The sequence below is a fragment of the Bacillus sp. K7 genome, assembly GCF_053903245.1.
The window spans coordinates 253670-280408 of record NZ_CP096406.1; the positions used below are offsets into that span (position 1 = coordinate 253670).

Sequence of the window (26739 nt, forward strand, 5' to 3'; positions counted from 1 at the left end):
TTACGAATTTAGCACCGACATCATGAAACTGTCAATATTATTTTCTGAAAATTTGTTATAAAAGGACAGTGCAAATCTTTCATATAGAAAAGGCAAGTGGTATGATGGTCTCAATAAAAAAGAACGGATTGCATACAGAATGGGGGGGAGATGAAATGACAGCTTTATATTCTGTTATCAAGTTTAAAGTCATTGAATTAATCAAGTCTGGCAAATATCAGGCGAATGATCAGCTGCCGACGGAAAGCGAGTTTTGCGAACAATTTGATGTCAGCAGAACAACGGTGAGACTGGCCCTGCAGCAGCTTGAGCTTGAAGGGTATATTAAACGGATTCAAGGAAAAGGAACATTTGTATCAGCCGCAAAAATACAAACACCGATCCCGCATAAGATTACGAGCTTCGCAGAACAAATGAGAGGTCTGCGTTCTGAATCAAAAGTGCTTGAACTGGTTGTGATTCCTGCTGATCACTCCATTGCCGAGCTTTTGAAAGTGAAAGAGGGTGAACCTGTCAATAAGCTGATCAGAGTCAGATACGCCGAGGGGGAACCCTTGCAGTATCACACCTCATATATTCCTTGGAAAGCGGCACCCGGGCTGGCACAGGAAGAGTGCACCGGCTCGCTTTTTGAACTATTAAGGACAAAATACAATATAGAAATCAGCAGGGGCACGGAATCGATCGAACCGATTTTAACGGATGAAACGATCAGCGGCCACTTATTAACCAATGTCGGAGCGCCAGCGTTTTTCTCAGAATCCCTCACCTATGATAAAAATGAAGAGATAGTGGAATATGCGCAAATGATTACGCGGGGAGACCGAACGAAATTCACCGTAGAACAGTCATATGATTCATAAAGAATACGTGTTGAAGAAAGGAATGGTGGTTCTATGTTTCTTTTGACGAATGGAAAAGTGCTGTGGGGGTCTGTCATTGCTGCTTTCATCCTTTCAATCGTGTGTTATCCGTTTCTTCCGGCGGAGATGCCGATTCATTATGATGCAACAAACAGCCCGGATATGACGGTTCACAAGCTGGCGGGGACAGTGATACTGCCTGTCATGATGTTGGTGTTTGCATGGGCGCGGAAGGTCAATTGGCAATTTGTGATCGCAGTGTATATTTTGCTGATTTGTCATCTTGTCATCCTGTATTTAGCGGTCTAATGTCACAGCCGGATTGAATCTGGCTGTTTTTCTTTTATTTCATCTTCATTTGACAATGAATGTGGTGTATAATAGCTCATGATCATAAAGAATATTCTGAAATTTATAGGTTGGAAGCGGCGTATCATGAAAGAAGCGGCTGTGTTTTTTGTAATTTTAAAAAGACTGAATATTTAAATAACTACGGAAGGTGTGCTAAGATTGAATAAGCTTATTGAACGAGAAAAAATGGCATTTCATAAGGAAAAGCCCGACCCGTCATCATTGGAATTCGGAAAATATTTTACGGATTATATGTTTGTGATGGATTATGAGGAGGGAATGGGCTGGCATCATCCGAGAATTGCACCGTATGCGCCGCTTACGCTTGATCCTTCTTCATCTGTATTTCATTACGGCCAGGCTGTGTTTGAAGGATTAAAAGCGTATAGGACAGAAGATGGCAGAGTGCTGCTGTTCCGGCCTGACCAAAATATCAAACGGCTGAACAGGTCGTGTGAGCGCATGAGTATGCCCCCTTTAGATGAAGAGCTGGTGCTTGAAGCATTGACGCAATTAATTGAACTGGAGAAAGATTGGGTTCCAAAGGAAAAGGGAACGTCATTGTATATTCGTCCCTTTGTTATCGCCACAGAACCGAGTCTCGGGGTGAAGGCATCCAAAAGCTATACATTTATGATCGTGCTTTCGCCTGTCGGATCCTATTATGGCGATCAGCTGAAGCCGGTTAGAATTTACGTCGAAGATGAGTACGTGCGGGCGGTGAATGGCGGAGTCGGATGTGCAAAAACATCGGGAAATTACGCGGCCAGCCTTCAAGCGCAGCGAAAAGCGAATGAGCGGGGCTATGACCAGGTGCTGTGGCTTGACGCTATTGAAAAGAAATATGTGGAAGAAGTCGGAAGCATGAACATCTTTTTTGTCATCAATGGGGAAGCTGTCACCCCGGCTTTAAACGGAAGCATTTTAAGCGGGGTTACACGGGCGTCTGCCATTGAACTGATTCGCAGCTGGGGCATTCCGGTTCGTGAAGATAGAATTTCAATTGATGACATTTATGCGGCGTCTGTACGCGGGGAATTGACGGAGGTCTTCGGCACGGGCACGGCAGCTGTGGTTACGCCTGTCGGTGAACTCAATATTCATGGAAAAACGGTGATTGTAGGCGACGGACAAATCGGGGACATATCGAAAAAACTGTATGAAACGATAACAGATATTCAGCTTGGCAAAGTGAAATGTCCGTTTAACTGGATAGTGGAAGTGTGAAGTATGAAAAAAGAACCTGCTCGGAGGCAGGTTCTTTTTACTTTGAATAAGTCATATCAGATGGCTGCTTGCTTTTCCGGTTTTTCGCATAATACACAGCATAGCAGACGGCCATAAACGGAATGCCGCAATACAGTGCGATTCTTTGATTCGGATCAAAGGCTATGCCGGTGACGGAAGCCAGACATAAGAGGAACGCGGCAATCGGGACGAACGGATACCAAGGGGTCTGGTATTTTAAATCGGCGACCTTGTTTCCCGCTTCGATATAACGTTTTCTGAACATAAATTGAGAAGCGGAGATACCCATCCACACAACAACGACCGCAAAACCAGAAACCGACACGAGCACAACGTATACAGTGTCTGGCGCAAATACGCCGGACAGCAATGACAGAATGCCGCCGATCATGCTGAACATTAGCGCGTTAAACGGAGTTCCTTTTGACGTCAGCTTTGCAAATGCCGGGTGAAGCGTCTTTTCTTTTGATAAAGACCACAGCATCCGGGAAGAGGCGTAGAGTCCTGAATTAGCCGCTGACAGGATCGCTGTCAGAATGACAAAATTCATAATATCGGCTGCGTACGGCACACCGACTCTGTCAAAGACAGCGACAAACGGGCTTTTGATGACGCCAGCTTCTTGAATTGGAATCAGCCCTGACAGGACAAAAATCGTTCCGATAAAGAAGAGTGACAGACGCCAGACCGTTGTTTTTATCGCTTTTGGTATCGTTTTGTCGGGATCGACGCTTTCTCCGGCGGCAATCCCGATCAGCTCAGTTCCCGAAAAGGCAAAGTTGACGGCCAGCATTGTCATCAAAATCGGGACAAATCCATTCGGAAAGAGACCGTCTTCCGCTGTGAAGTTGGACAGCATCGGAGCGGCTTCTCCGCCTTGAATCGGGATGATGCCGAACATGGCAGAGCCGCCTAAAAGAATAAACATAATAATGGCTAATACTTTGATGCTGGAAAACCAAAATTCTGATTCAGCGAAAAACTTGACTGAAAATGCATTCAGCAAGAAAATCAACAGCGCAAAGACGGCGCTCCACATCCAAACGGATGTATGGGGAAACCAGCGCTGCATTAACAGGCCTGCTGCTGTGAATTCTGATCCCAATGCCACAGTCCATGTCAGCCAGTACAGCCAAGCGACCGTAAATCCGGTGCCCGGCCCTATGTATGTGGCCGCATACGTGTGAAAGGCGCCTGTTACAGGCATCGCCACCGACAGCTCACCGAGGCACAGCATAACCAAATAGACAATTCCGGCGCCGACTAAGTAGGCGAGTATCGTTCCCGCCGGGCCTGCCTGCTGAATGGTATAGCCAGAGCTTAAAAACAGCCCGGTTCCGATGACACCCCCTAAGGAAAGCATAAAGAGGTGCCGGCTTTTCATACTTCTCTGAAAGTTTGTCTCATTCTTGTTGTGAACAGATTTCATCTTTTTCCAACTTTCTATCGGCGATTTATTTCCTTCCTAATAAAAAATCTCATGTCAGCGAGTGACACGAGATTCCGGCGAACCGGCTTTTAGATAGAATATACAAATAATTCCGATAAGTCAAGTTGTTTTTAAAGAGCGCGCCCAAGACGCAATTTCTTTGATATCTTCTGGTGTTGTCCGGCAGCAGCCTCCTATCAGCTTCGCCCCTTTTTCATGCCACGTGCGGGCGCTTGTTCCGTAAGGTTCTGCGCATCCTGCGCCGTTCCACGTTTTTGTCTTGGGGTCGTATTGCTCGCCTGAATTCGGGTAGACAATGATCGGTTTTGATGAGTGCTTTTTTAACTCCTCTATTAAAAAAGGGATATGCTGAAGCGGCGTGCAGTTGATGCCGAGCGCCGCAATTTGGCGGTGCTCATCAAGCCATGACGCGCAGTCAGCGGCAGGTGTTCCGTCACTGATATGCTGGCTGTCTTTTGCGCTGAAGCTGATCCACGCATACGCTTCGGGAAATTCCTTCAGCAGCCGCGCAATCGCTTTTGCTTCGCTCAGACACGGGATCGTTTCGCATGCCAAAACATCAGCTCCGGCTTCGATCAGCGCCTTCATGCGGGGGCGATGGAATTCAACAAGTTCATCCTCTGAGATTCCGTAGTGGCCACGATACTCAGAACCGTCCGCAAGATAGGCGCCATAAGGGCCTACAGAAGCTGCGATGATCGGTTTCGGACGATTCAGGCGGTTTTCTTCAAACGCCCAAAATTCATCACGTGCTTCTGCTGCGATGCTGACGGACATCTCGATCAGACGGCGTGCTTCGGCTTCGCTCAGCCCGCGTGCGGCAAAGCCTTCAAACGTAGATTGATAGCTGGCGGTGATCGCACAGTCGGCGCCTGCCGCGAAATAATCAGTATGCACTTGTTTGATCAGCTCCGGCTCTTCCATCAGGATTTTGGCTGACCAGAGACTGTCGTTCAAATCACAGCCTTTGCGTTCAAGCTCAGTCGCCATGGCGCCGTCTAGCACAATAAGCGGGTATGTATCTAGTATGTGTTGGATAGGATTCATAGAATGTACCGATGCCTTCTTTCAGATTTTTTAAAAAAGATATGAAAATCGTAATGGAGGCTTGCGTGTTTGTCAATAAACGAAAAGGGAAAGGTGTTCAGCCCGTCTATCTGAACATCCTTTTTTTACGATATTTGTTTGTTGTGCGTGTCAGTCTGTGTGTCAGAAATCGGCCAGCATTCAATGCCATTGTGGTTTTTAAGCACATTTTTATAAAAGACTGGGTCTTTGCCCGCTTTTTTCTGGCGTGTATAGTCGTGCAGCGCCGCAAAAACGACCTTTGATAAAAAGAAAATCGCAATTAAATTCACGACGACCATCAAGCCCATAAACATATCAGCCAGATCCCAGACGAGCTGGACTTTGGCAACACAGCCAAATACAATCATCCCCAGCACGCCAATACGGTAGACAAAAATCAGTTTTTTGCTTTTGTTTAAAAAACCGATATTGGTTTCGCCATAATAATAGTTTCCGATTAAAGCACAGAATCCGAATAGCAAAATCAGAATGGCGAGAAAGCCTGATGCCCACGATCCAACATGGGAGCTGAGAGAGGCTTGTGTCAACGCGATTCCGCTTAGTCCCGGAGTTTGATAGGCATCCGAAAACAGGATGATAAAGGCGGTGCTTGTACAAATAACTAGCGTATCTGACAGCACACCAAGCGCTTGAATCAGCCCTTGTTTGACAGGATGGCTTGTCGTTGCGGTGGCAGCAGCATTCGGTGCGCTCCCCATTCCCGCTTCGTTCGAAAAGATTCCCCGTCTGACACCCTGCATTAGCGCCGCTCCCAAGGCGCCGCCAGCGGCCTGATCAAAACCAAACGCGTTTTTCACGATAAGCGCAAGCACGCCCGGCAGCTGCGTAATGTTGGTGAAAATCACGAAAAACGCAACTCCGATATACAGGACAGCCAATACGACGACTATGGATTCAGCCAGTTTCGCAATCCGCTTTACACCGCCGAAAATAATCGTGCCGAACACAGCAATTAAAATGAGTCCCAAAGTAAGGCGGTTTGTGCCGAATGCGTTTTCGAAGGCGAGGCTGATTGTATTTGATTGAACCGAGTTAAAGACGATACCGAACGATAAGGTGATTAATACGGCAAACAGCGCGCCCATCCACCTTTTGTTCAGCCCTTTTTCCATATAATAAGCCGGCCCGCCGCGGAAGCCGTTTACATCTTTTACTTTATAAATCTGAGCCAGTGTGCTTTCCACAAAGCTTGATGCTGATCCGATAATGGCGATCATCCACATCCAGAAGATTGCACCGGGCCCGCCGAGCGCAATAGCGATGGCAATGCCCGTAATATTTCCCGTGCCGACACGGGCTGCCATGCTGATGCAAAAGGCTTGAAACGGAGAAATACTGTTTTTCGACCGGGAAGCAGCGCCTTCTCTTAATACTTTGACCATTTCTTTCAGCATGCGAACCTGCAAAAACTTAAGCCTGAACGTAAAATAGATTCCCAGCGAAAGGAGCAATACAATTAATAGCTTTGACCACAAAAGATCATTTGCGATACCAACGATATGTTCCAGGATTTGCTGCATACAATCACCTCTTGTTTTATGGTTAAAAAATACTAAGCTCCCACTCTTGCGCCATGTGTTTTAGCAGCATACCGCCAGTGAGGCTGTTGCCGTATTCATCAATGGCCGGCCCGTAAATGCCGATGCCGCACCCGGATGGAAAAGGCCGATCTTTTCGGGCGCTCGGAGGAACCAGTGCCATGATGCCGCCGGAGACGCCGCTTTTAGCCGGCACACCGACAAACGCAGCATATTTGCCTGAAGCGTTGTACATGCCACAAGTCAGCATTAACGCCTTTGCCAATTTCGCTACGTCCTTTGGAATCACTTGCTGGCGGTGAATCGGATGATAGCCGTCATAGGCAAGGATCAGGCCGATCAACGCAATATCTTCAGTGGTGCTCTCCATGGCGCACTGCTTTAAGTAAACCTCGAGCGTTTCTTCTACATGTGCTTCTAAAAAATTTGTTTCCTTTAAGTAGTAGGCCAGTGCTCTGTTGCGGTGAGCGGTTTCCCATTCAGACCGGAACACTTCCTCATGAATTCTCGGCCGCTTTCCTATTAAGGTTTCCATCACCGAGTAAAGAAACTCGAGCTTATCGTGTGCCGACTCTCCGGGAAGAAGCGAGGCGATGGTGAGGGCACCTGCGTTGATCATAGGATTAAACGGCTTTCCCGGCTTGTTGATTTCGAGCCGAATGATGGAATTAAAGGCGTCGCCTGTCGGCTCGACATCTACGCGGTCGAGCACATAGGGTATGTTGCGGCTCATGCAGGCGGCGATAAAGCTGATCACTTTTGAAATGCTTTGCAGGGTAAATGGGACGTTCCAGTCGCCGGCGTGTATCATCGTTCCGTCAGGCTCCAATATACAAATGCCGAGCTGTGAATCATTGACTTTTCCTAAAGCGGGGATATAATTCGCACTTTGACCATTGGCGGCAAAGGGGCGATAGTGCTCCACCCAATCATGCAGCTGGGACGCCGGGTCTATTTCTATCAGGGGCTCTTTTATCGATTCTTTCATCAAATTCCTCCTCACTGTTTTCTTCTTTAAGGGCTGTAGTTTATCAAAACGAAGGCTGAAGAGGCATTAATCGCTTTCATAAAAGCGGAAGGTATATTTACTGTATAATGGCGACTACAGAATCATACAAAATACGACAAAAATGTTTTAAAAATAAGCCGTAAGATTTATAAAAACCTCATTTTCTGGGTCAAAAGAAATTTGCGGGTTCTCTGCCGTTTCCCCAAAATAAAAGCGAGGATGTGATCGTCATAAAACTGGAGCGTTTTTTTGAAAAAGACGGATATATACTGGCTCTCATGCTGATTACGGTGCCGCTGGCCGGTGAACTGAAATTCTATCCTCTAAATGAAGAGTTCCGGATCAGCTTTGGCACATCGGTTTTTTTCTTCTTTTTATCGTTGCTGCGTCATGTGCCCGCTGTGCTGCCGGGGTTTCTGACTGGAGCGGCAGTTTTTGTTTTTCGTGTCTTTCTGGAGTTATGGCGCGGGGGACACGATGGACTGACTGCGATTCTGTTTGACCAAGCGTCTGGCTTTTTCTTCTATATGACTTACGCCTGCTTGTTTTTCATATTGAAGGCCAATCGTTTCTGCGAACGGCCTGTTATGCTCGGTTTTATCGGATTTATTATTGAAATTGTGTCAGACTGTGTCGAGCTGGTTGTGCAGTTTCTCATGTTCCATACGGTTGTCACGCCAGAGGTAATTACCGATCTCGCGGTGATTGCAATTTCTCACACATTTATTGTGATCAGCTTTTTTACTGTGCTGAAGCTGTATGAAACACAATCGAGAGAAAAGCAGACAAGGCATCAGCATGAGCATATGCTGATGATCGTATCGAATTTATATGAAGAGACGGTGCATCTAAAAAAGACGCTGAAAACGACAGAGAAAGTGACAAACGATTCGTATCAGCTCTATCGGGAAGTGAAGGGCAAGGATGATCAGCTGAGCGGCAGAATCCTGAGGCTGGCCGGAGAAATTCATGAAGTGAAGAAGGACAACCAGCGGATATTCGCTGGGCTTTCAAAACTGATTTTGAATGAGAGCTTAAGAGATTATATGAGGGCGTCTGATTTGCTGCAGCTGGTGGTTCGCATGAATGAAAAGTACGCTGAAGCGCTGGGAAAGCAGATTGACTTTCAATGCTCGATAGAGGGGGAGCATGCCGATTATCACGTATTTACCGTGCTTTCGATCATTAATAATCTAACGGCAAACGCGGTAGAGGCTTTGGGGGGAAAAGGTGTGATCAGCCTGAGGCTTCGTAAGCCAAATGAGAGTATGGCAGAATTCCAGGTGGAAGACAATGGCCCCGGTATTTCTGAAAAAATAGGAGACATTGTGTTCGATCCGGGCTTTACTTCAAAATATGACGAATTGGGCACGCCATCTACGGGAATCGGACTTTCCTACGTGAAGGAAATAGTGACTGAACTAGATGGGAATATCGCATTTCATAATCAGCAGCGGGGAGTGGTGTTTGCCATCAGGCTGCCTGTCCGGCATTTGATTCAGAAAGGGTGAACCGAAAGCTATGCGTTTTTTTATCGCTGATGACGACCGTGCAGTACGGTCGATTTTAAGGCAGATCATTGAAGATGAGGATCTCGGGGAAGCTGCTGGTGAAGCGGACGACGGAATCCAGGTGGAAGGCCATATGCTGCAATTCAAACAGGTTGATATTTTATTAATCGATCTGCTAATGCCGGGAAGAGACGGTATTGAGACGATTCGCCAGCTCCAGAATACGTACTTCGGCAAAATCGTGATGATCTCTCAAGTGGAAGCGAAGGAAATGGTCGGAGAAGCGTACTCGCTCGGCATCGAATATTTTATCCATAAGCCGATTAACCGAATTGAGATTGTCACGGTTCTCCAAAAGGTGAAGGAACGGATCGAGCTTGAGCACTCGATTGGGGTTATTCAGCACTCTCTCAGCCGGCTTGTCGACCGGACTGAACGGAAAGCGCGCCCTCAGCAAAATAGTGACAGCGGCTTGAAAGAAGCAGGAACATTCCTATTGTCCGAGCTTGGCATGATGGGGGAAGGCGGCGCGCATGATCTCGTGGCTGTGCTGCAGTACTTATCGGAACATGAGCAATCTGAGACGTTCGAGAACCATAGCCCTTCGCTCAAACAGATCTTCACCAAAGTCGCGGAACGGAAGCTGGGGGCGGGAGCATCCGAAACGGAAGTCAATCGCGAAATGAAAGCCTCGGAGCAGCGTATTCGCAGAGCGATTATCCATTCACTGCACCATTTTGCTTCGCTAGGCACAACTGATTTCTCGAATCCGACATTTGAAACCTATGCATCAAAATTCTTTGATTTTCCTGTAGTCAGCCAGAAAATGAAAGAACTCCAATCCAAGGATGCAAAGCCTCTCGCCCCTGTGAGAGTCAATATGAAAAAATTCATTCACGTGTTCTTTTTGGAAGCGAAGCTTTTGCACGACACAAGGAAACAGAGACCTATATAAACAAAAACAGCCGTCCTGGCTGTTTTTTTTGCTGTGCAGAAATACTGGCCGGACAGCGTTTTGCGGATTTTTTGGAAAATATCAGAAAATAAAGATATTGACTTATTGTTTATTTGTCTTACAATTAAACAAAAGGATAGAGGAAGGAGCGGGTGTTAAACCAAACTAACAATAAAAGCGCTTTCAGATAGGAGCTGTATACACAACTAACAGGAGGTTATGTGGATGAACCGAATCAGAAAAGCACCCACTGGCATTTTAGGTTTTCCGGTTGCGCCTTTTAACACACAAGGACAACTGGAGGAAGAAGCTCTTTTTCAAAACATTGAGTTTTTGCTGGAAGAAGGCTTGGAAGCTATTTTTATCGCTTGCGGATCAGGTGAATTTCAATCTCTCAGCCAGAAGGAATACGAGCAAATGGTCGAAGTTGCAGTCTCGGCAGCCGAAGGAAAGGTGCCGGTTTACACGGGGGTTGGCGGTAACCTCAGCACGGCGCTGGAATGGGCGCGCCTGTCGGAGAAAAAAGGCGCCGACGGCTACTTGATCCTCCCGCCGTATTTGGTGCATGGCGAACAGGAGGGGCTGTACCAGTATGCGAAAACGATTATTGAAAGCACTGACCTGAATGCGATTCTTTACCAGCGCGATAACGCCGTTCTTTCTCTTGAACAGATTAAGCGGCTGACCGAATGTGAACAGCTTGTCGGTGTGAAGGACGGGGTGGGGAATATGGATTTGAATATTAACCTCGTCTATACGCTCGGCGACCGTTTAGGATGGCTCAACGGAATGCCGATGGCTGAAGTGACGATGCCGGCTTACCTGCCGATCGGGTTTCACTCTTATTCTTCAGCGATTTCAAATTATATCCCGCATATTTCCCGAATGTTCTATGACGCATTGAAAAACGGAAATGACGAGCTGGTGAAGGAGCTCTATCAGCATGTGATTCTGCCGATCAACGACATTCGCAAACAACGGAAAGGATACGCTGTATCTTTGATTAAAGCGGGCATGGAGATTATGGGGTTAAATGTGAGAAACACAGCAAGACCGCCTGTCGGCCCGGTTGAAAAAGAACACTATCAGCAATTAGAAGCGATTTTGAAGCAGGCGGCTGACCGTTTTCCGAAAAAAGCCGCGACGGTTTGATGAACAGAAAAAACATGAAAGGGGCAATGGGCATGTCTGTAATCACGGAACAAAACACGTATCTCAACTTTATTAACGGAGAGTGGGTGAAGTCTGAGTCAGGCGATATGGTCAAGGTTGAAAACCCTGCGGATGTGAATGATATTGTCGGCTATGTACAGAATTCAACAGCTGATGATGTGGAACGGGCAGTCGCCGCCGCCAATAAAGCCAAAAGGGCTTGGAGAAAGCTGACGGGGGCCGAGCGGGGCCAATACTTATACAAAACGGCGGATATCATGGAACAGCGCTTGGAGGAAATCGCCGCCTGCGCAACGCGTGAAATGGGAAAAACACTGCCGGAAGCGAAAGGAGAAACGGCTCGGGGTATTGCGATTCTGCGCTATTATGCCGGAGAGGGCATGCGCAAAACGGGTGACGTCATTCCGCCTACTGACAAAGACGCGCTCATGTTCACAACCCGTGTTCCGCTCGGTGTGGTCGGCGTGATCGCTCCGTGGAACTTCCCGGTCGCGATTCCGATTTGGAAAATGGCCCCGGCATTGGTATACGGCAATACCGTTGTCATCAAACCGGCGACAGAAACAGCCGTTACATGCGCAAAAATCATTGCCTGCTTTGAAGAAGCCGGGCTCCCGGCAGGAGTCATCAATTTGGTGACAGGCCCGGGTTCTGTTGTCGGGCAGGGACTTGCTGAGCATGACGGTGTTAACGCTGTTACGTTTACCGGATCAAATCAGGTCGGGAAAATCATTGGGCAGGCCGCTTTAGCGAGAGGAGCCAAATACCAGCTTGAAATGGGCGGCAAAAACCCGGTCATCGTAGCTAATGACGCTGATCTGGAAGCTGCGGCTGAAGCTGTCGTTACGGGTGCCTTCCGTTCAACCGGCCAGAAGTGCACTGCGACAAGCCGCGTCATCGTGCAAAGCGGAATTTACGACCGTTTTAAAGAAAAACTGTTCCAGCGCACAAAGGATATTACGATCGGAGACAGCTTACAAGAGGATGTCTGGATGGGACCGATCGCCAGCAAGAATCAGCTTGATAACTGCCTGTCGTACATTGAGAAAGGCAAACAGGAAGGCGCTACTCTTTTGATCGGAGGAGAAAAGCTGGAGGACGGAAAGTATCAAAACGGCTATTATGTTCAGCCTGCCATTTTTGACAATGTGACATCTGAGATGACGATTGCCCAAGAGGAAATCTTCGGCCCAGTGATTGCCCTGATCAAGGTGGACACGATGGGGGAGGCACTGGACATTGCCAATGATGTAAAGTTCGGCTTAAGCGCTTCCATTTTTACGCAAAATATCGGCCGAATGCTTTCATTCGTTGATGAAATTGACGCCGGGCTTGTCCGGGTCAACGCGGAAAGCGCGGGAGTAGAGCTTCAGGCGCCTTTTGGCGGCATGAAGCAGTCGAGCTCCCACTCCCGTGAACAGGGCGAGGCAGCGAAGGACTTTTTCACGGCGATCAAAACCGTTTTTGTGAAGCCGTAATGATGCTGGAAAGAGGCTAACGTCTCTTTCCCAGCTTTCTCACAGCCAGCATATGATTCTCTACTTTGAAAAGGAGAAGATACTATGAAAAAAGACTATGCGAATGTTTCACCGGCGGGCAAAAAAACGTCTGTACGCTGGTTCATCGTTTTTATGCTGTTTCTTGTGACCTCAATCAACTACGCGGATCGGGCGACACTTTCTATCACGGGAGATTCCGTCCAGCATGATTTGGGGTTGGACTCGGTCGCCATGGGATATGTCTTTTCTGCTTTTGGCTGGGCCTATGTTATCGGGCAGCTTCCGGGCGGCTGGCTGCTTGACCGGTTTGGTTCAAAGACTGTCATAGCGTTAAGCATCTTTTTCTGGTCGTTTTTTACGCTGCTGCAAGGGGCGATTGGTTTTTTCTCCGCCGGCACAGCGATTATCCTGCTGTTTGCCCTGCGTTTTCTGGTCGGCTTATCCGAAGCGCCCTCATTTCCCGGAAACGGCAGAGTTGTTGCCTCATGGTTCCCAAGCTCCGAGCGCGGGACAGCTTCAGCCTTTTTTAATTCAGCTCAATACTTCGCAATCGTCATTTTTTCTCCTTTAATGGGCTGGCTCACCCACTCTTTCGGCTGGCATTCCGTCTTTGTTGTCATGGGTGCAGCGGGCATTCTTCTGGCTGTCGTCTGGCTAAAAACGGTATATGAACCAAAAAAACATCCGCAGGTGAATGAAGCCGAGCTTGCGTATATCGAACAGGGCGGCGGGTTGATTTCCATGGATGACAGCAAAAGCAAGCAAGAAACAGAATCGAAATGGCCGTATATCAAACAGCTGTTAACGAACCGCATGCTGATTGGCGTATACATCGCGCAATATTGCATTACGACTCTCACCTATTTCTTTCTCACATGGTTTCCGGTATATTTGGTTCAGGCCCGCGGCATGTCTATTCTTGAAGCTGGGTTTGTCGCTTCTCTTCCGGCGCTGTGCGGATTTGCCGGCGGCGTGCTTGGGGGCATCGTGTCAGACATCTTGCTCAAAAAAGGCCGTTCGCTGACCTTTGCAAGAAAAGCGCCGATCATTGTCGGCATGCTGCTGTCTTGCAGTATGATCATCTGTAACTATACAGATTCAGCGTGGCTCGTCGTCGTCATTATGTCACTTGCGTTTTTCGGAAAAGGATTCGGCGCATTGGGGTGGGCTGTCGTGTCGGACACGTCTCCGAAAGAGTGTGCAGGATTAAGCGGCGGTTTGTTCAACACGTTTGGGAATATTGCCTCGATTACAACACCGATTATCATCGGCTATATCGTAAGTGCCACAGGATCTTTTAATGGCGCGCTCGTGTTTGTCGGCGCGAACGCGGTTGCGGCGATCCTTAGCTATTTGCTGCTGGTCGGGCCAATCAAACGGGTCGTGTTAAAGAAACAAGAGCAGGGCCCCGATCAATCATTGCCTATCTAACATTTATGAAAGCGCTTTATAAGAGGAGGAAAATAGATGAGTTCATCACTACAAGAGCAGGTTCAAAAAGAAAAGAGATCAAATATTCCTTCAATTTGTGCGATGAAGGTGATCCCTGTTGCGGGACATGACAGTATGCTGCTGAATTTGAGCGGCGCGCATAGCCCATTTTTCACCCGAAATATTGTGATCTTAACTGACACCAGCGGAAATCAAGGTGTCGGCGAGGTGCCCGGCGGAGAACAGATTCGCCGCACACTGGAGCTGGCGGAACCGCTTGTTGTCGGAAAATCCATTGGCGCGTACCAGTCGATATTGCAAACGGTCAGAAAGCAGTTTGCCGACCAGGACAGAGGAGGACGCGGCATCCAGACGTTTGATTTGCGCACCACGGTACATGCCGTCACAGCGCTTGAAGCGGCTTTATTAGATTTGCTCGGAACGTTTCTTCAGGAACCGGTCGCAGCTTTGCTGGGTGAAGGAAAACAGCGTGATGAAGTGAAAATGCTCGGCTACCTCTTTTACATCGGCGATCGAAAGCGGACGACCCTGCCATATCAAAGCGATGAGCAGTCAGATTGCGGGTGGTTCCGTCTCCGCCATGAGGAAGCGCTGACCCCAGAGGCCATTGTACGTCTTGCTGAATCCGCGCAGGAGCGCTACGGCTTTCAGGATTTTAAGCTGAAAGGCGGGGTGCTGCGGGGGGAGGAAGAAATCGAAGCTGTCACAGCATTGGCGAAACGTTTTCCAGAGTCAAGGATCACCCTTGATCCGAACGGGGCGTGGTCATTAGAGGATGCGATTGCATTATGCAAAGGCAAGCATGATGTGCTCGCGTATGCGGAAGATCCGTGCGGGGATGAAAACGGCTATTCCGCCCGAGAAGTAATGGCTGAATTCCGCCGCGCGACAGGCCTTCCAACTGCGACAAATATGATTGCGACCGACTGGAGGGAAATGGGACACGCGATCCAGCTTCACGCGGTGGATATTCCGTTGGCTGATCCCCATTTCTGGACGATGCAGGGTTCGGTGCGGGTTGCGCAAATGTGCCATGATTGGGGTTTGACATGGGGCTCCCACTCCAACAACCACTTTGATATCTCCCTTGCGATGTTTACCCATGTGGCAGCAGCGGCTCCGGGACGCATCACGGCGATTGATACCCATTGGATCTGGCAGGACGGGCAGCGGTTGACGAAACAGCCTTTTGAGATTGCCGATGGCTGTGTGAAGGTGCCGAATAAGCCCGGTCTTGGTGTTGACATTGATATGGAACAAGTGGAAAAAGCGCATGAGCTCTATCGAAAAATGAATTTGGGCGCCCGGAATGATGCGATCCCTATGCAGTATCTGATCAGCAACTGGGAGTTCGATCGGAAACGCCCGTGTCTTGTGCGATAAGTTTGATTGCAAATATTGTCATACCGACTATTTTGTCTTACAATTGAACAACTGAAGGGAGAGTTGTTCGTGTACGAAGGTTTAGAAGATCTGAAAGTCGATACAGTCAATCGGAAAACATTAGCCAAGCAGGTCATTGAACGGATTGTCCATTTATTATCGAGCGGACAGTTAAAGGCAGGAGACAAATTGCCGACAGAAATGGAACTGATGGACATTTTGCATGTCAGCAGGCCGGTGCTTCGGGAGGCGCTAAGTTCACTTGAAACGCTGGGCGTCATTACGAGAAAAACCCGCGGCGGCACGTATTTCAACGACAAAATTGGCATGCAGCCATTTTCCGTCATGCTTGCCTTGGCCACTGATAATCTTCCGGCTATCATTGAAGCGCGGATGGCGTTAGAACTCGGGCTCGTGACGATTGCCGCCGAAAAAATCAATGAGGATGAGCTTCAGCGTTTGCAGAAGACAATCGACGACATCGCCAACAGCACTGACAATCTTTATGGTGAAGCAGATAAAGAATTCCATCGAATTATTGCATTAAGTGCCAATAACCCCGTTGTTGAAGGGATGATTCAGTCCCTCTTGATCACCCACGCGAAAATTGACAGCCAAATTCCTTACAGGGAGAGAGATGTAACGGTCGATTATCACAAAAAAATCTACGATGCACTTGCTGAAAGAGACCCTTACAAAGCGCATTACCACATGTATGAGCATCTGAAATTTGTCCGTGACAAAATTTTGAAAGGCATGAATGAGAAATAATTGTAGAGACAGCCGCAGTTGAACCGAAAAAGCTGCGGTTTTTTTGAACCGGTTTAGAAAACGCTTACTATGATATGAGGAGTGATTTCATATGGCGATGAACCTCAGACAGAATCAAGCGCCCCTTTACATCAAAGTGAATGAAACAGATAACACGGCGATTATTGTCAATGATGGAGGACTGTCAAAGGGCACTGTTTTTTCATGCGGGCTCATACTTGAAGAAGATGTCCCTCAAGGCCATAAGGTGGCCTTAACCGACCTGAATCAAGGAGATGAGATCGTGCGGTACGGGGAGGTGATCGGATTTGCCGATGAGACGATCAAACGCGGGAGCTGGATAAGGGAAGCCCTCGTAAGAATGCCCGCTCCTCCGGCTTTAGATGATCTTCCTCTCGCAAACAGAGTGCCGAAGCCGCTGCCGTCACTTGAAGGCTACACGTTTGAAGGGTATCGAAATGCAGACGGCAGTGCCGGGACGAAAAATATTCTCGGTATCACCACAAGTGTTCAATGTGTCGTTGGCGTTTTGGATTATGCGGTTAAACGGATCAAAGAAGAGCTGCTGCCGAACTATCCAAACGTCGATGATGTTGTGCCGCTGCATCATCAATACGGATGCGGCGTGGCGATCAATGCGCCCGATGCTGTCATTCCGATCCGCACAATTCAAAATCTGGCGAAGCATCCGAACTTCGGCGGCGAAGTGATGGTCATCGGATTAGGATGTGAAAAGCTTCTCCCGGCAAGAATCGCTTCTGAGAATCCTGATGACATCCTCTCACTCCAAAATCACCAAGGTTTTGCGGCAATGATTCAATCCATTTTGGATATGGCGGAGGAACGGTTAATCAGGCTGAACAGCAGAACCCGTGTGACCTGTCCTGCTTCTGATCTGGTCATTGGCCTGCAATGCGGCGGCAGTGACGCGTTTTCAGGCGTGACAGCGAACCCTGCCGTAGGGTATGCGGCTGATTTATTGGTTCGAGCAGGTGCGACGGTCTTATTTTCTGAGGTGACAGAGGTGCGGGATGCCATTCATTTGTTAACGCCGCGGGCGGTCAGCGAAGAGGTCGGACAATCGCTGATCAAAGAGATGAAGTGGTATGACAGCTATCTCCAGCGGGGAGACGCAGATCGAAGCGCAAACCCTTCACCAGGCAATAAAAAAGGCGGGTTATCCAATGTGGTGGAAAAAGCGTTAGGCTCGGTAGCCAAATCGGGCACAAGCTCCATCTCCGGCGTGCTCGGACCAGGTGAAAAGGCGGAGCAAAAAGGCCTGCTGTTCGCGGCGACACCGGCAAGCGATTTCGTGTGCGGTACCCTCCAGCTGGCGGCAGGCATGAATCTGCAGGTTTTTACGACAGGAAGAGGAACACCGTACGGCCTGGCCGCTGCTCCGGTGCTGAAAGTATCGACGCGGCATTCATTATCAGAGCATTGGGCGGATTTAATCGATATCAATGCCGGACGAATCGCGACAGGAGAGGCCAGTATTGAAGACGTAGGCTGGGAAATCTTCAGAACGATTCTGGAGGTGGCTAGCGGCCGCAAACAAACGTGGGCGGACCGTTGGGGTCTTCATAATGATTTGTGCTTGTTTAACCCTGCTCCAGTGACTTAATTCATTTTTTTAAAGTGGAATAATGTAAAAAATAGTGACTGGTATAAAAATAGCGAAGGGGTCCATGATGGGCCAAAAACGAAATCGGAGCACAGCAAGCCGCCGGCATAACAGTGGGAGAGCCTGCCTTGACATCTCGATGACAGGCTTCACTTATTCAAGGCATTGGTTGCGAGCAAGTCTTCATTTTCATAACAGGTATGGGATATAGAAAAAAAGGAAAAGTTAATAATTTTTGCAAATCACACACGTTTTTCCATTACAATATGTGTAATCACGTGTGTGTTTTTTGATTTTGCAAAGGTTAGGTGAGAAGATGCAGCGCATATTGCTTGTGGAGGACGACCATTCCATCAGTGAAATGGTGGATCATTATTTAACAAAAGAAGGCTTTGAGATGGTGCATGCTTTCGACGGAGAAGAAGGCATCCGGCTGTTTCGCCAGGACTCATATGATTTAATTCTCCTTGATATCATGCTCCCGAAGCTGAACGGCATGGATTTTCTGAAAATCATTCGGGAAAAAAGCAACATTCCGGTGTTGATGATTTCTGCAAAAGACGGAGAGGTGGACAAGGCATTGGGACTGGGGTTTGGGGCGGATGATTATATCGCCAAACCGTTTTCGATGATTGAGCTGACAGCCAGAATAAAGGCTGCGATACGGCGGGCGACGCAATATTCGACGGAGGAACCGGCTCAGAATAAGATGATCCGGATTCACCAGCTTGCGATCGATACAGACAATGTCTCAGTTTTGAAAAATGGGCAGCCGCTTCAGCTGACGTCAACAGAATGGCAGCTGCTGTGCCTATTTGCGGCAAATCCTAAAAAAGTGTTTACGAAAGAACAAATCTACCGTTCTATCTGGAATGAAGAGTACTTTGGCGATCAAAACATCATTAACGTACATATGCGGCGGCTTAGAGAAAAGATTGAAGATGACCCCTCTTCACCTCAATATATTAAAACGTTATGGGGCATTGGTTATAAATTAGGAGAGTTTTAGCATGACAGTGTTATGGATAGCCGCTGCTATCGTTCTGGCGTGTCTGAATGTGATTCAATTTATGATGAAAAAGAGGCGGGATGGGAATCTGGCATACACGGCAGAACAGCTTGGCGTCCTGCTCAATCGGGATTCGGCAGAGCAAATTTTGCTTCAAACAGACGATCAGGCGCTCAAAGACCTGCTTGTCAACATCAACCTGTTTGTTGAGAATCGTCAGCAGATCAGCGCCCGGTTTGCCAAAACAGAGCAATCTATGAAGCGGATGCTGACCAATATGTCGCACGACCTGAAAACACCGTTAACAGTCATCCTCGGCTATATCGAAACCATTCAAAGTGACCCGGACATGCCTACCGAAGAGCGGGAAAGATTGCAGGGGAAGCTCCGACAGAAAACAAATGAACTCATTCAGATGATCAACTCTTTTTTTGATTTAGCAAAATTAGAATCTGAAGATCAAGACATCCCGATCACCAAAATCCATATGAACGACATATGCAAACGAAATATCCTGCACTATTATGACGCCGTTCAGTCAAAAGGCTTTCAAGCTGCCATCGACATTCCGGATACGCCAGTGTATGCCCACGCAAATGAAGAGGCATTAGACAGAATCCTGCAAAACTTATTATCCAATGCGATTCAATATGGCGCGGCCGGCAAGTTTATCGGCATGGAGCTGTTCTATGATGAAACGAGCGTTGCCATCACTGTATGGGATCGCGGTAAAGGAATCAGTGAGACCGGCCAGCAGCGTGTGTTTGAGAGGCTGTACACACTTGAAGAATCCAGAAATAAAGCATTTCAAGGAAGCGGTCTCGGATTAACCATCACGAAACGGCTCACAGAAAAAATGGGAGGGTCTATATCCGTTCAAAGCAAGCCTTACGAACGGACGTCATTTACGATTACATTGAAACGCATGACCTATTAACAAACGTAAGAATTTCTTAAGATATTAGAAATAAAAATGACAGGGCTCACCGCTACAATAGAAAACAGAAAAAGAGAAGGAAGGAGAAACAAAGTTGACTTATATCGTACAAACAAACGGACTGACCAAAACGTACCAGGGCAAAGAAGTTGTATCCAATGTCAGCATGTATATAAAAAAAGGCGAGATCTATGGCTTTCTCGGCCCGAACGGCGCGGGGAAAACAACCATTATGAAAATGCTGACGAACCTTGTCAAACCGACAAGCGGTGAGATCAGCATCCTAGGGAACAAGCTCACCCGCACATCATACGAGGTGCTGGGGAACATTGGCAGCATGATCGAATATCCGATATTTTATGAAAACCTGACAGCCGCAGAAAATTTAGACCTGCATTGTGAATACATGGGATACCACAATAAAAAAGCTATTCAAGAAGTGCTGGATATGGTGAATCTAAAACAAATCGACAAGAAGCCAGTTAAAACATTTTCGCTTGGTATGAAGCAGCGCCTTGGGATTGCGCGTGCCATTCTCACGAAGCCGGATTTGCTCATTTTGGATGAGCCGGTGAATGGTCTTGATCCTCTCGGTATCAAAAAGATCAGGCAGCTGTTTCAAGTGCTGAGCAAAGAGTACGGTATGACGCTGCTGATCTCAAGCCACTTGCTGAGTGAAATCGAACAAATTGCGGACACGATCGGCGTTATTCGGGACGGCAGGCTGCTTGAAGAGGTGTCAATGGAAGATGTCAGAGGCCAGAACACTGAATACATCGAGCTTGTCACACCGAATCAGACAAGGGCCTGCTTTGTGCTGGAAAAAGAACTGCATGTAACCAACTTTAAAATGTTAAACGAGAAAACGATTCGGATTTACGAGGCTGAAGTCTCTCAGTCTTCCATTACTAAAGCGCTGATTTTACATGATGTAGACATTGCATCAATGAACAAAAAGTATACATCGCTGGAGGATTATTTTATTAACTTGATTAACGGCAATAGCATCAGTGCGTAAAGGAGGAGAGACGAGTTGCTGAATTTGATTAGAATTGAATTAAGAAAAATGAAAATGGGCTGGTATGTCAGAGGCGTCCTCATTGCCAATCTGATCATCATGGGCTTTATGTGGCTGATCAGTTATTCAGAAAAAGTTGATGGCGAGGTTTCGTTCCAAAGCATAGAGGAAGCGTTTCTTATCATCGGCACCTTCGTCAGAGCGGTATTTATCGTTTTTGGTGCAGTGCTGATCACAAAATTGGTGATTTCGGAATATAAAAACAAAACCATTCTTGTCTTGTTCACGTACCCAATCAGCCGGAAAAAGCTGCTCACTGCTAAGCTCATGATTGCGGGCGGACTGACGTTTATCACGATTCTACTATCAAATATACTCATAGCCGCCGGGTTCTTTTGGCTGAACTCGATCTATCATTTCATACCGGGAGAGCTTACGTCAGAAATCATGTCTCAGCAGGCGGTAAAAATGGCGGTTTTCGCTTTTGGCGCCGCTGGAACCAGTTTAGTTCCCATCTTTTTTGGGATGCGTAAACACTCGGTTCCGGCAACCATCATTTCATCTGTAGTGATTGTGATGCTCATCAGTTCAACAAGTCCGGGCTTCTCCATTTCGTCTGTTGTGTATATCCCATTATCTTTGGCAGCTTTCGGTTTGTTTTTTTCCTACATGGCAATCAGGAACGCAGACAAGCAGGATGCGTAAACAAAGGCGCCCCTTATAAAAGGCCGATGCTATCAGCACCGGCCTTTCGATTATGAATCTGTTCTTGTTTCAAGATAATGCTTCTTGCCAATCTCTTTGCTCATCATATAGAAATGGAAGCAATATTCACCGATTGCCATAGCGACCGCGGCAAATAAAGCCGCCAATGCAACTTCACCGCCAGTCATACCCATAGAGAGCGGCATGCCCATCAGCCAAATGACGAGAAAAGCCAGACCAAAATCAGCTAACGTTGCAATCATATTATTCCATCTCGGCAAGATATAAAGATCGCCCAGCAAATAAGAAATAATCCCTAACACAAGTGTTATTAAGAGCGTATCACCAAACGTGTAACCAAAACCCAGACCCAGCACGAGATACAACACAATGATTGTCATAATACCTTTAATCGCGAGTGCTTTCACATGTGTCATTCCAAAAGACCTCCTTCTATATTTTGATTTTGTTATGTATGATTCCTCAAATGCAGAAAGTTAAACCATAAATTGCGTTTTACAGTCCATATAAGGGAGTGAATGTTTTTATGAAGGGAAAAGTGATGACCATTTTGCTGACGTGTATGTTTTTCGGAGGCGGGTGCAAGTCTGCTGAAGAACCCGCATCATCTGCTCAATCATCTCGGCTGCCTGCTTCTTCTAAAAACAAAGCTTACGATATTCATGAGGGTTTTGTTGAAGCAGAGCGTTCATTCGGATTCGATTTGTTCAGAAATATGTCAGACCATGGCAGGTTAATGGATAATCTGCTGATTTCTCCATACAGCATACAGCAGGTGCTGATGATGACAGCAAATGGAGCGGCTGGAGATACAGCAAAAGAAATGAAAGCTGCCCTATACTTGTCGGACATTCAAGACAGCGTTATAAATGAGTCATCGTTTGCGCTCTTGAAAAGGTTCGAATCTTTGCCTAAAGGTGATCTGCTGACTGCTAATTCCGTATGGTCAAGGCTTGAAGCTAAGCCAGACTTTAAACAAACGATTAAACAATTCTTCTCAGGCAGTGTCTTTAAAATGGCTGATAATATTCACACCGCAAAAAACTCGATCAATCAGTGGACGGCTCACCAAACAAAGGGACATATTGACGATATAGCGGATCGTCTTTCACCGGAGGCTGTTTCGCTTTTGATAAACGCCGTCTATTTTCAAGAAAAGTGGTCGCTGCCGTTTGACCGGCACGTGACCGCTGAGGAGCTGTTTTTTCTGCCTGACGGCTCGAGCAAAAAACTGCTGATGATGAAGCAGACTGCGCGCCTTGCTTACTTAGAAAATGAACTGTTTCAAGCAGTCAAGCTTCCATATGAAGATCAACACCTATCTTTCACTTTATTTCTGCCAAAGAAAAAACCGGCTTCTTTCATGTCTTTATTTTCAAATCAAAGTGTAAAAGAATGGGACAATTCATTTCAGCCCAAAGCAGTGAAATTGAGTATGCCCCGGTTCACATTGAATGGGAGTTATCAGATAAAACAGGCTCTTCGCGAGATGGGGATGGAATCCGTCTTTTCCGCTGCTGACTTTTCCAACATGTTTACTGAAGGCCGCGGGGTAACAATTGATGATGTGAATCACCATACTTTTATCAAGGTGGATGAATCAGGAACCGAAGCCGCGGCTGCCTCTTCAGTGGAAGTTATTGAGAGGGGACTGGCCCCAGACGTTACCTTGAGGGCCGACCGCCCATTTTTCTTTGCCATTACTGATGAACAAACAACAAGTCTTTTGTTTTTAGGCTTTGTCGCGAATCCGAATGAATAAATTTACAAACTTCTCCTGTCCCTCCGTCATCACTTTTGAAGTCATGAAATATGATGAAAGGAGATCAAGGGGAGGTGACGTGATGGCGGTCGTAAGAGCAACGAGCGAGGATATCGATTTGCTGGCAAGGCTGCTCAGAGCTGAAGCGGAAGGCGAAGGCAAGCAGGGAATGCTGCTTGTCGGCAATGTGGGAATTAATCGGCTGCGGGCAAATTGCTCAGATTTTAAAGGCCTCCGCACCATCAGGCAGATGATTTTTCAGCCGCACGCATTTGAGGCGGTGACGCATGGATATTTTTATCAAAGGGCACGGGAGAGCGAGAAAAGCCTTGCACGCCGGTCGATTAATGGCGAAAGGATCTGGCCTGCAAAATTTAGTTTGTGGTACTTCAGACCGGAGGGGGACTGTCCGCCCCAGTGGTATAATCAACCATTTGTAGCCAGATACAAGTCACACTGCTTTTATCAGCCGACTGGGGAAACGTGTGAAAATGTATATAACACATTTTAGAGACAGGGCGCCGTTCAAATCGAACGGTGTCTTTTATTTGAAAAATATACAATGGAAAATATTCCTGTGAGATAATGAAATAAAAACGGAGATGACAGAATGGCAACAATAGACCTGCAAAAGAAAAGCGTAAAGATCGTACTGGAGAAAAAGCAATTAACGAAGGTGACGGCCCGTGTCGGACTGGTGCTTGATATCACGGGGTCCATGAGAGCGCTCTATAAAAACGGAACGGTTCAAAACGTGGTGGAACGGATATTGGCAGTGGCCGATCAATTTGATGATAACGGCTTACTGGATGTATGGGTGTATGATAACGAATTCTCCCGATTAAAGCCAGTTTCTGAAAAGGATTTTTCAGGCTATGTCGATCGTGAAATTTTACATAATGACCGCTTGCATAAATTCGGCAGAAATGATGAGCCGCCGGTCATGAAGGACGTGCTGCGCAAATACGTTGCAGAGGAACCGAGTTCTTATCCCGCTTTCGTCGTTTTTATTAATGACGGAGGCTGTAAAAAGTCGATCAAACCAATTATTGCAGCCTCTTCTGACAAGCCGGTGTTTTGGCAGTTTGTCGGCATTGGAAACGGAAACTTCGATTTTCTTAATAAACTGGATACGTTAGAAGGACGCGCTGTTGATAATACGAATTTCCTGCGTATTGAAGAAATCGACCGCATTTCTGATGATGAGCTTTATGATGCTCTGCTTACTGAATTTCCATTTTGGCTGAAAGAAGCGAGGCAAAAAGGAATTGTAAGAGAACAAGAGCCTCCTGCTGAAAAGCCGAAAAAGAAGGGTTTTTTCAGCAGATTGTTTTCAAAATAACACTGATACGGCACTGAGTCATTCTGCGAAATGGCTCGGTGTTTTTGTTTTTTTAAGATCCTGTGAAGAAAAATAGTTCGAATGGGCGGCTTGCAATCGACAGGATAAGCGGAAAAAGCGCCATTAAGCCAGCTTTCGATACGAATCAGCAGCAGGTTTGTGAGCGAAGACCTGTTTTTGATGTTCAACGCTTACAATCGGTTCATACTTCTTCACAGCCGTTTAACAATGATTTCCTATAATGGAGGCGATCAATGAGAAGAGAGGGGATCTTGAATGGCACACGACAATCGTTTTGATGAATGGGTACAGAAACTGAAAGAGGAAAGCTTTCAAAACAATACGTTTGACCGCCGCAAATTTATTCAAGGTGCGGGGAAGATTGCAGGGCTTTCGCTTGGATTAACCATCGCTCAGTCAATCGGTGCATTTGAAGTCAATGCTGCGCCTAGGTTCTCTAGCTATCCGTTTACGTTAGGGGTCGCGTCTGGAGATCCGCTTTCTGACAGTGTCGTACTTTGGACGCGTCTTGCGCCAGATCCGCTGAACGGCGGGGGAATGCCGAAACAGGCGGTCCCGGTCAAATGGGAGGTTGCAAAGGATGAACATTTCCGCAAGATTGTGAGAAAGGGCACCGAGATGGCCAAACCGAACCTCGCCCACTCTGTTCACGTTGAGGCGGACGGGCTTGAGCCGAACAAAGTGTACTATTACCGTTTCAAAACCGGACATGAACTAAGCCCTGTCGGAAAAACAAAAACGCTGCCTGCCCCGGGCGCCAATGTGCCGCAGATGACTTTTGCGTTCGCTTCCTGTCAGCAATATGAGCATGGATATTATACGGCCTACAAGCATATGGCGAAGGAAAAGCTTGATCTTGTCTTCCATCTCGGTGATTACATCTATGAATATGGCCCAAATGAATATGTTTCAAAAACAGGCAATGTCCGCACGCACAACAGCGCGGAAATCATTACGCTGGAAGACTATCGGAACCGCCATGCCCAATACCGCTCTGATGCTAATTTAAAAGCTGCGCATGCGGCGTTCCCTTGGGTTGTGACGTGGGATGACCACGAAGTCGAAAATAACTATGCCAATAAAATACCGGAAAAAGGACAGTCGGTTGAAGCATTCGTACTCCGCCGTGCGGCTGCGTATCAGGCGTACTATGAACATATGCCGCTTCGCATCTCCTCTCTGCCGAATGGCCCTGATATGCAGCTGTACCGTCACTTTACGTACGGAAACCTGGCGTCCTTCAATGTTCTTGATACCCGCCAGTACAGGGATGACCAAGCCAATAACGACGGCAATAAGCCGCCTTCTGATGAATCGCGCAATCCAAATCGGACCCTTTTAGGAAAAGAACAGGAGCAGTGGCTCTTCAACAATTTGAGCAGCTCGACCGCGCACTGGAATGTGCTGGCGCAGCAGATTTTCTTTGCGAAGTGGAATTTTGGGACAAGCGCAAGCCCAATCTACAGCATGGATTCGTGGGACGGCTACCCTGCCCAGCGCGAACGGGTTATCAATTTTATTAAAAGCAAAAACCTGAATAACGTTGTTGTGCTGACAGGTGATGTACACGCAAGCTGGGCATCGAATTTGCATGTCGACTTTGAGAAAACAAGTTCAAACATTTTCGGGGCTGAATTTGTCGGAACCTCGATCACTTCTGGAGGAAACGGCGCGGATAAGCGGGCGGACACAGACAAAATTTTAAAAGAAAATCCGCATATCAAGTTCTTTAATGACTATCGCGGATATGTCCGCTGTACTGTGACGCCTCACCAGTGGAAAGCCGATTATCGGGTGATGCCGTTTGTGACAGAGCCTGGCGCAGCCGTTTCAACAAGGGCTTCATTCGTTTATCAAAAGGACCAAACCGGGTTAAGAAAGGTTTCCTCCACAACCATCCAAGGCGGCGTGAAGCAATCTGATGAAGTCGAAGAGGACCGTTTCTTTGCGCACAACACAGCCCATGAAAAACAAATGATGAAAAAACGGGCAAAAATCACGAATTAAG

General features: G+C 47.2%; 24 protein-coding genes and 2 pseudogenes. 20 read left to right on the forward strand and 6 right to left on the reverse strand.

From position 1 onward, the window contains the following. The first annotated feature begins 155 nt into the window (after positions 1-155). From gamR to M1D98_RS01405, 3 genes are all read left to right on the forward strand, one after another. On the forward strand, positions 156-863 hold the full coding sequence (gene gamR / locus M1D98_RS01395; protein WP_121641778.1) for a transcriptional regulator GamR: 708 nt from the start codon (positions 156-158) through the stop codon (positions 861-863). A gap of 33 nt (positions 864-896) precedes the next feature. Continuing rightward, on the forward strand, positions 897-1172 hold the full coding sequence (locus tag M1D98_RS01400) for a DUF1648 domain-containing protein (RefSeq protein WP_010331425.1): 276 nt from the start codon (positions 897-899) through the stop codon (positions 1170-1172). 201 nt (positions 1173-1373) lie between these two features. Next, positions 1374-2441, forward strand: coding sequence for a branched-chain amino acid aminotransferase (locus M1D98_RS01405; protein ID WP_121641779.1), 1068 nt, complete (start codon positions 1374-1376; stop codon positions 2439-2441). Between the two features lie 37 nt (positions 2442-2478). Here the strand turns inward: M1D98_RS01405 and mmuP are convergent, their stop codons facing one another. From mmuP to M1D98_RS01425, 4 genes are all read right to left on the reverse strand, one after another. Beyond that, positions 2479-3891, reverse strand: a complete 1413-nt coding sequence (gene mmuP, locus M1D98_RS01410; protein WP_456279921.1) for an S-methylmethionine permease — start codon at positions 3889-3891, stop codon at positions 2479-2481. A gap of 120 nt (positions 3892-4011) precedes the next feature. Then, complete coding sequence (mmuM, locus tag M1D98_RS01415; protein ID WP_268522014.1) at positions 4012-4959, reverse strand: homocysteine S-methyltransferase; 948 nt, start codon at positions 4957-4959, stop codon at positions 4012-4014. 125 nt (positions 4960-5084) lie between these two features. Further along, positions 5085-6521 carry an alanine/glycine:cation symporter family protein gene (locus M1D98_RS01420; protein ID WP_121641782.1) on the reverse strand — a complete coding sequence of 479 codons (1437 nt, stop codon included), beginning with the start codon at positions 6519-6521 and terminating at the stop codon, positions 5085-5087. A 22-nt stretch (positions 6522-6543) separates the two neighbouring features. Beyond that, a complete protein-coding gene (locus tag M1D98_RS01425) occupies positions 6544-7527 on the reverse strand; it encodes a glutaminase (RefSeq protein WP_121641783.1) in 984 nt (327 codons plus the stop codon). 299 nt (positions 7528-7826) lie between these two features. On the opposite strand from M1D98_RS01425, the gene M1D98_RS01430 reads away from it, so the two are divergent. The 12 genes from M1D98_RS01430 (at position 7827) to M1D98_RS01485 (ending at position 21585) form a co-directional block, all read left to right on the forward strand. Next, positions 7827-9059 (forward strand): sensor histidine kinase, encoded by a 1233-nt coding sequence (locus tag M1D98_RS01430; protein WP_268558688.1) that lies wholly within the window; start codon positions 7827-7829, stop codon positions 9057-9059. Positions 9060-9069: 10 nt separating this feature from the next. Beyond that, positions 9070-10014 (forward strand): DNA-binding domain-containing protein, encoded by a 945-nt coding sequence (locus M1D98_RS01435; protein ID WP_121641784.1) that lies wholly within the window; start codon positions 9070-9072, stop codon positions 10012-10014. A 225-nt stretch (positions 10015-10239) separates the two neighbouring features. Then, positions 10240-11166 carry a 5-dehydro-4-deoxyglucarate dehydratase gene (gene kdgD, locus M1D98_RS01440; RefSeq protein ID WP_435576923.1) on the forward strand — a complete coding sequence of 309 codons (927 nt, stop codon included), beginning with the start codon at positions 10240-10242 and terminating at the stop codon, positions 11164-11166. 32 nt (positions 11167-11198) lie between these two features. Continuing rightward, entirely contained in the window at positions 11199-12665 is a 1467-nt protein-coding gene (gene gucD, locus M1D98_RS01445; RefSeq protein ID WP_456279922.1) for an alpha-ketoglutaric semialdehyde dehydrogenase GucD, read from the forward strand. An 84-nt stretch (positions 12666-12749) separates the two neighbouring features. After that, positions 12750-14117 (forward strand): glucarate transporter GudP, encoded by a 1368-nt coding sequence (gene gudP, locus M1D98_RS01450; protein WP_121641785.1) that lies wholly within the window; start codon positions 12750-12752, stop codon positions 14115-14117. 36 nt (positions 14118-14153) lie between these two features. Next, entirely contained in the window at positions 14154-15521 is a 1368-nt protein-coding gene (gene gudD, locus M1D98_RS01455) for a glucarate dehydratase (RefSeq protein ID WP_268552555.1), read from the forward strand. 69 nt (positions 15522-15590) lie between these two features. Further along, positions 15591-16292 carry a FadR/GntR family transcriptional regulator gene (locus tag M1D98_RS01460; protein ID WP_010331416.1) on the forward strand — a complete coding sequence of 234 codons (702 nt, stop codon included), beginning with the start codon at positions 15591-15593 and terminating at the stop codon, positions 16290-16292. A gap of 91 nt (positions 16293-16383) precedes the next feature. Then, positions 16384-17916 (forward strand): galactarate dehydratase, encoded by a 1533-nt coding sequence (gene garD / locus M1D98_RS01465; protein WP_456279923.1) that lies wholly within the window; start codon positions 16384-16386, stop codon positions 17914-17916. A 328-nt stretch (positions 17917-18244) separates the two neighbouring features. Then, positions 18245-18925, forward strand: coding sequence for a response regulator transcription factor (locus tag M1D98_RS01470; protein WP_121643689.1), 681 nt, complete (start codon positions 18245-18247; stop codon positions 18923-18925). A gap of 1 nt (position 18926) precedes the next feature. Beyond that, positions 18927-19862, forward strand: coding sequence for an ATP-binding protein (locus tag M1D98_RS01475; protein WP_456279924.1), 936 nt, complete (start codon positions 18927-18929; stop codon positions 19860-19862). A 94-nt stretch (positions 19863-19956) separates the two neighbouring features. Continuing rightward, positions 19957-20880 carry an ABC transporter ATP-binding protein gene (locus tag M1D98_RS01480; protein WP_456279925.1) on the forward strand — a complete coding sequence of 308 codons (924 nt, stop codon included), beginning with the start codon at positions 19957-19959 and terminating at the stop codon, positions 20878-20880. An 18-nt stretch (positions 20881-20898) separates the two neighbouring features. Beyond that, positions 20899-21585: an ABC transporter permease gene (locus M1D98_RS01485; protein WP_121643690.1), complete on the forward strand. Its 687-nt coding sequence runs from the start codon at positions 20899-20901 to the stop codon at positions 21583-21585. Here the strand turns inward: M1D98_RS01485 and M1D98_RS01490 are convergent. Both M1D98_RS01490 and M1D98_RS01495 read right to left on the reverse strand, forming a co-directional pair. Continuing rightward, a pseudogene (locus M1D98_RS01490) lies at positions 21546-21676 on the reverse strand (hypothetical protein). The gene M1D98_RS01485 and the pseudogene M1D98_RS01490 sit on opposite strands and share 40 nt — an antisense overlap. Continuing rightward, positions 21636-22022: a DUF2512 family protein gene (locus M1D98_RS01495; RefSeq protein ID WP_010331411.1), complete on the reverse strand. Its 387-nt coding sequence runs from the start codon at positions 22020-22022 to the stop codon at positions 21636-21638. The pseudogene M1D98_RS01490 and the gene M1D98_RS01495 overlap by 41 nt, the downstream one beginning before the upstream one ends. 110 nt (positions 22023-22132) lie before the next feature. Here M1D98_RS01495 and M1D98_RS01500 point away from each other — a divergent pair, with 110 nt between their 5' ends. The 5 genes and pseudogenes from M1D98_RS01500 to phoD all read left to right on the forward strand — a co-directional run bounded on the left by M1D98_RS01500 (position 22133) and on the right by phoD (position 26738). After that, positions 22133-23368 carry a serpin family protein gene (locus M1D98_RS01500; RefSeq protein WP_268558661.1) on the forward strand — a complete coding sequence of 412 codons (1236 nt, stop codon included), beginning with the start codon at positions 22133-22135 and terminating at the stop codon, positions 23366-23368. An 82-nt stretch (positions 23369-23450) separates the two neighbouring features. Continuing rightward, a complete protein-coding gene (locus M1D98_RS01505) occupies positions 23451-23879 on the forward strand; it encodes a cell wall hydrolase (protein WP_010331409.1) in 429 nt (142 codons plus the stop codon). A 99-nt stretch (positions 23880-23978) separates the two neighbouring features. Continuing rightward, entirely contained in the window at positions 23979-24710 is a 732-nt protein-coding gene (locus tag M1D98_RS01510) for a vWA domain-containing protein (RefSeq protein WP_010331408.1), read from the forward strand. Positions 24711-24791: 81 nt separating this feature from the next. Further along, positions 24792-24968, forward strand: a pseudogene (locus tag M1D98_RS01515) (hypothetical protein). An 18-nt stretch (positions 24969-24986) separates the two neighbouring features. After that, entirely contained in the window at positions 24987-26738 is a 1752-nt protein-coding gene (phoD, locus tag M1D98_RS01520; RefSeq protein WP_268558660.1) for an alkaline phosphatase PhoD, read from the forward strand. The last annotated feature ends 1 nt before the right edge of the window (position 26739 follow it).

What these genes read in the sequence shown, in the direction of transcription:
- gamR (WP_121641778.1), top strand. Translation starts at nt 156, where the DNA reads ATGACAGCTTTATATTCTGTTATCAAGTTTAAAGTCATTGAATTAATC.
- M1D98_RS01400 (WP_010331425.1), top strand. Translation starts at nt 897, where the DNA reads ATGTTTCTTTTGACGAATGGAAAAGTGCTGTGGGGGTCTGTCATTGCT.
- mmuP (WP_456279921.1), bottom strand. Translation starts at nt 3,891, where the DNA reads ATGAAATCTGTTCACAACAAGAATGAGACAAACTTTCAGAGAAGTATG.
- mmuM (WP_268522014.1), bottom strand. Translation starts at nt 4,959, where the DNA reads ATGAATCCTATCCAACACATACTAGATACATACCCGCTTATTGTGCTA.
- M1D98_RS01420 (WP_121641782.1), bottom strand. Translation starts at nt 6,521, where the DNA reads ATGCAGCAAATCCTGGAACATATCGTTGGTATCGCAAATGATCTTTTG.
- M1D98_RS01425 (WP_121641783.1), bottom strand. Translation starts at nt 7,527, where the DNA reads ATGAAAGAATCGATAAAAGAGCCCCTGATAGAAATAGACCCGGCGTCC.
- M1D98_RS01430 (WP_268558688.1), top strand. Translation starts at nt 7,827, where the DNA reads ATGCTGATTACGGTGCCGCTGGCCGGTGAACTGAAATTCTATCCTCTA.
- M1D98_RS01435 (WP_121641784.1), top strand. Translation starts at nt 9,070, where the DNA reads ATGCGTTTTTTTATCGCTGATGACGACCGTGCAGTACGGTCGATTTTA.
- kdgD (WP_435576923.1), top strand. Translation starts at nt 10,240, where the DNA reads ATGAACCGAATCAGAAAAGCACCCACTGGCATTTTAGGTTTTCCGGTT.
- gucD (WP_456279922.1), top strand. Translation starts at nt 11,199, where the DNA reads ATGTCTGTAATCACGGAACAAAACACGTATCTCAACTTTATTAACGGA.
- gudP (WP_121641785.1), top strand. Translation starts at nt 12,750, where the DNA reads ATGAAAAAAGACTATGCGAATGTTTCACCGGCGGGCAAAAAAACGTCT.
- gudD (WP_268552555.1), top strand. Translation starts at nt 14,154, where the DNA reads ATGAGTTCATCACTACAAGAGCAGGTTCAAAAAGAAAAGAGATCAAAT.
- garD (WP_456279923.1), top strand. Translation starts at nt 16,384, where the DNA reads ATGGCGATGAACCTCAGACAGAATCAAGCGCCCCTTTACATCAAAGTG.
- M1D98_RS01475 (WP_456279924.1), top strand. Translation starts at nt 18,927, where the DNA reads ATGACAGTGTTATGGATAGCCGCTGCTATCGTTCTGGCGTGTCTGAAT.
- M1D98_RS01495 (WP_010331411.1), bottom strand. Translation starts at nt 22,022, where the DNA reads ATGACACATGTGAAAGCACTCGCGATTAAAGGTATTATGACAATCATT.
- M1D98_RS01500 (WP_268558661.1), top strand. Translation starts at nt 22,133, where the DNA reads ATGAAGGGAAAAGTGATGACCATTTTGCTGACGTGTATGTTTTTCGGA.
- M1D98_RS01505 (WP_010331409.1), top strand. Translation starts at nt 23,451, where the DNA reads ATGGCGGTCGTAAGAGCAACGAGCGAGGATATCGATTTGCTGGCAAGG.
- M1D98_RS01510 (WP_010331408.1), top strand. Translation starts at nt 23,979, where the DNA reads ATGGCAACAATAGACCTGCAAAAGAAAAGCGTAAAGATCGTACTGGAG.
- phoD (WP_268558660.1), top strand. Translation starts at nt 24,987, where the DNA reads ATGGCACACGACAATCGTTTTGATGAATGGGTACAGAAACTGAAAGAG.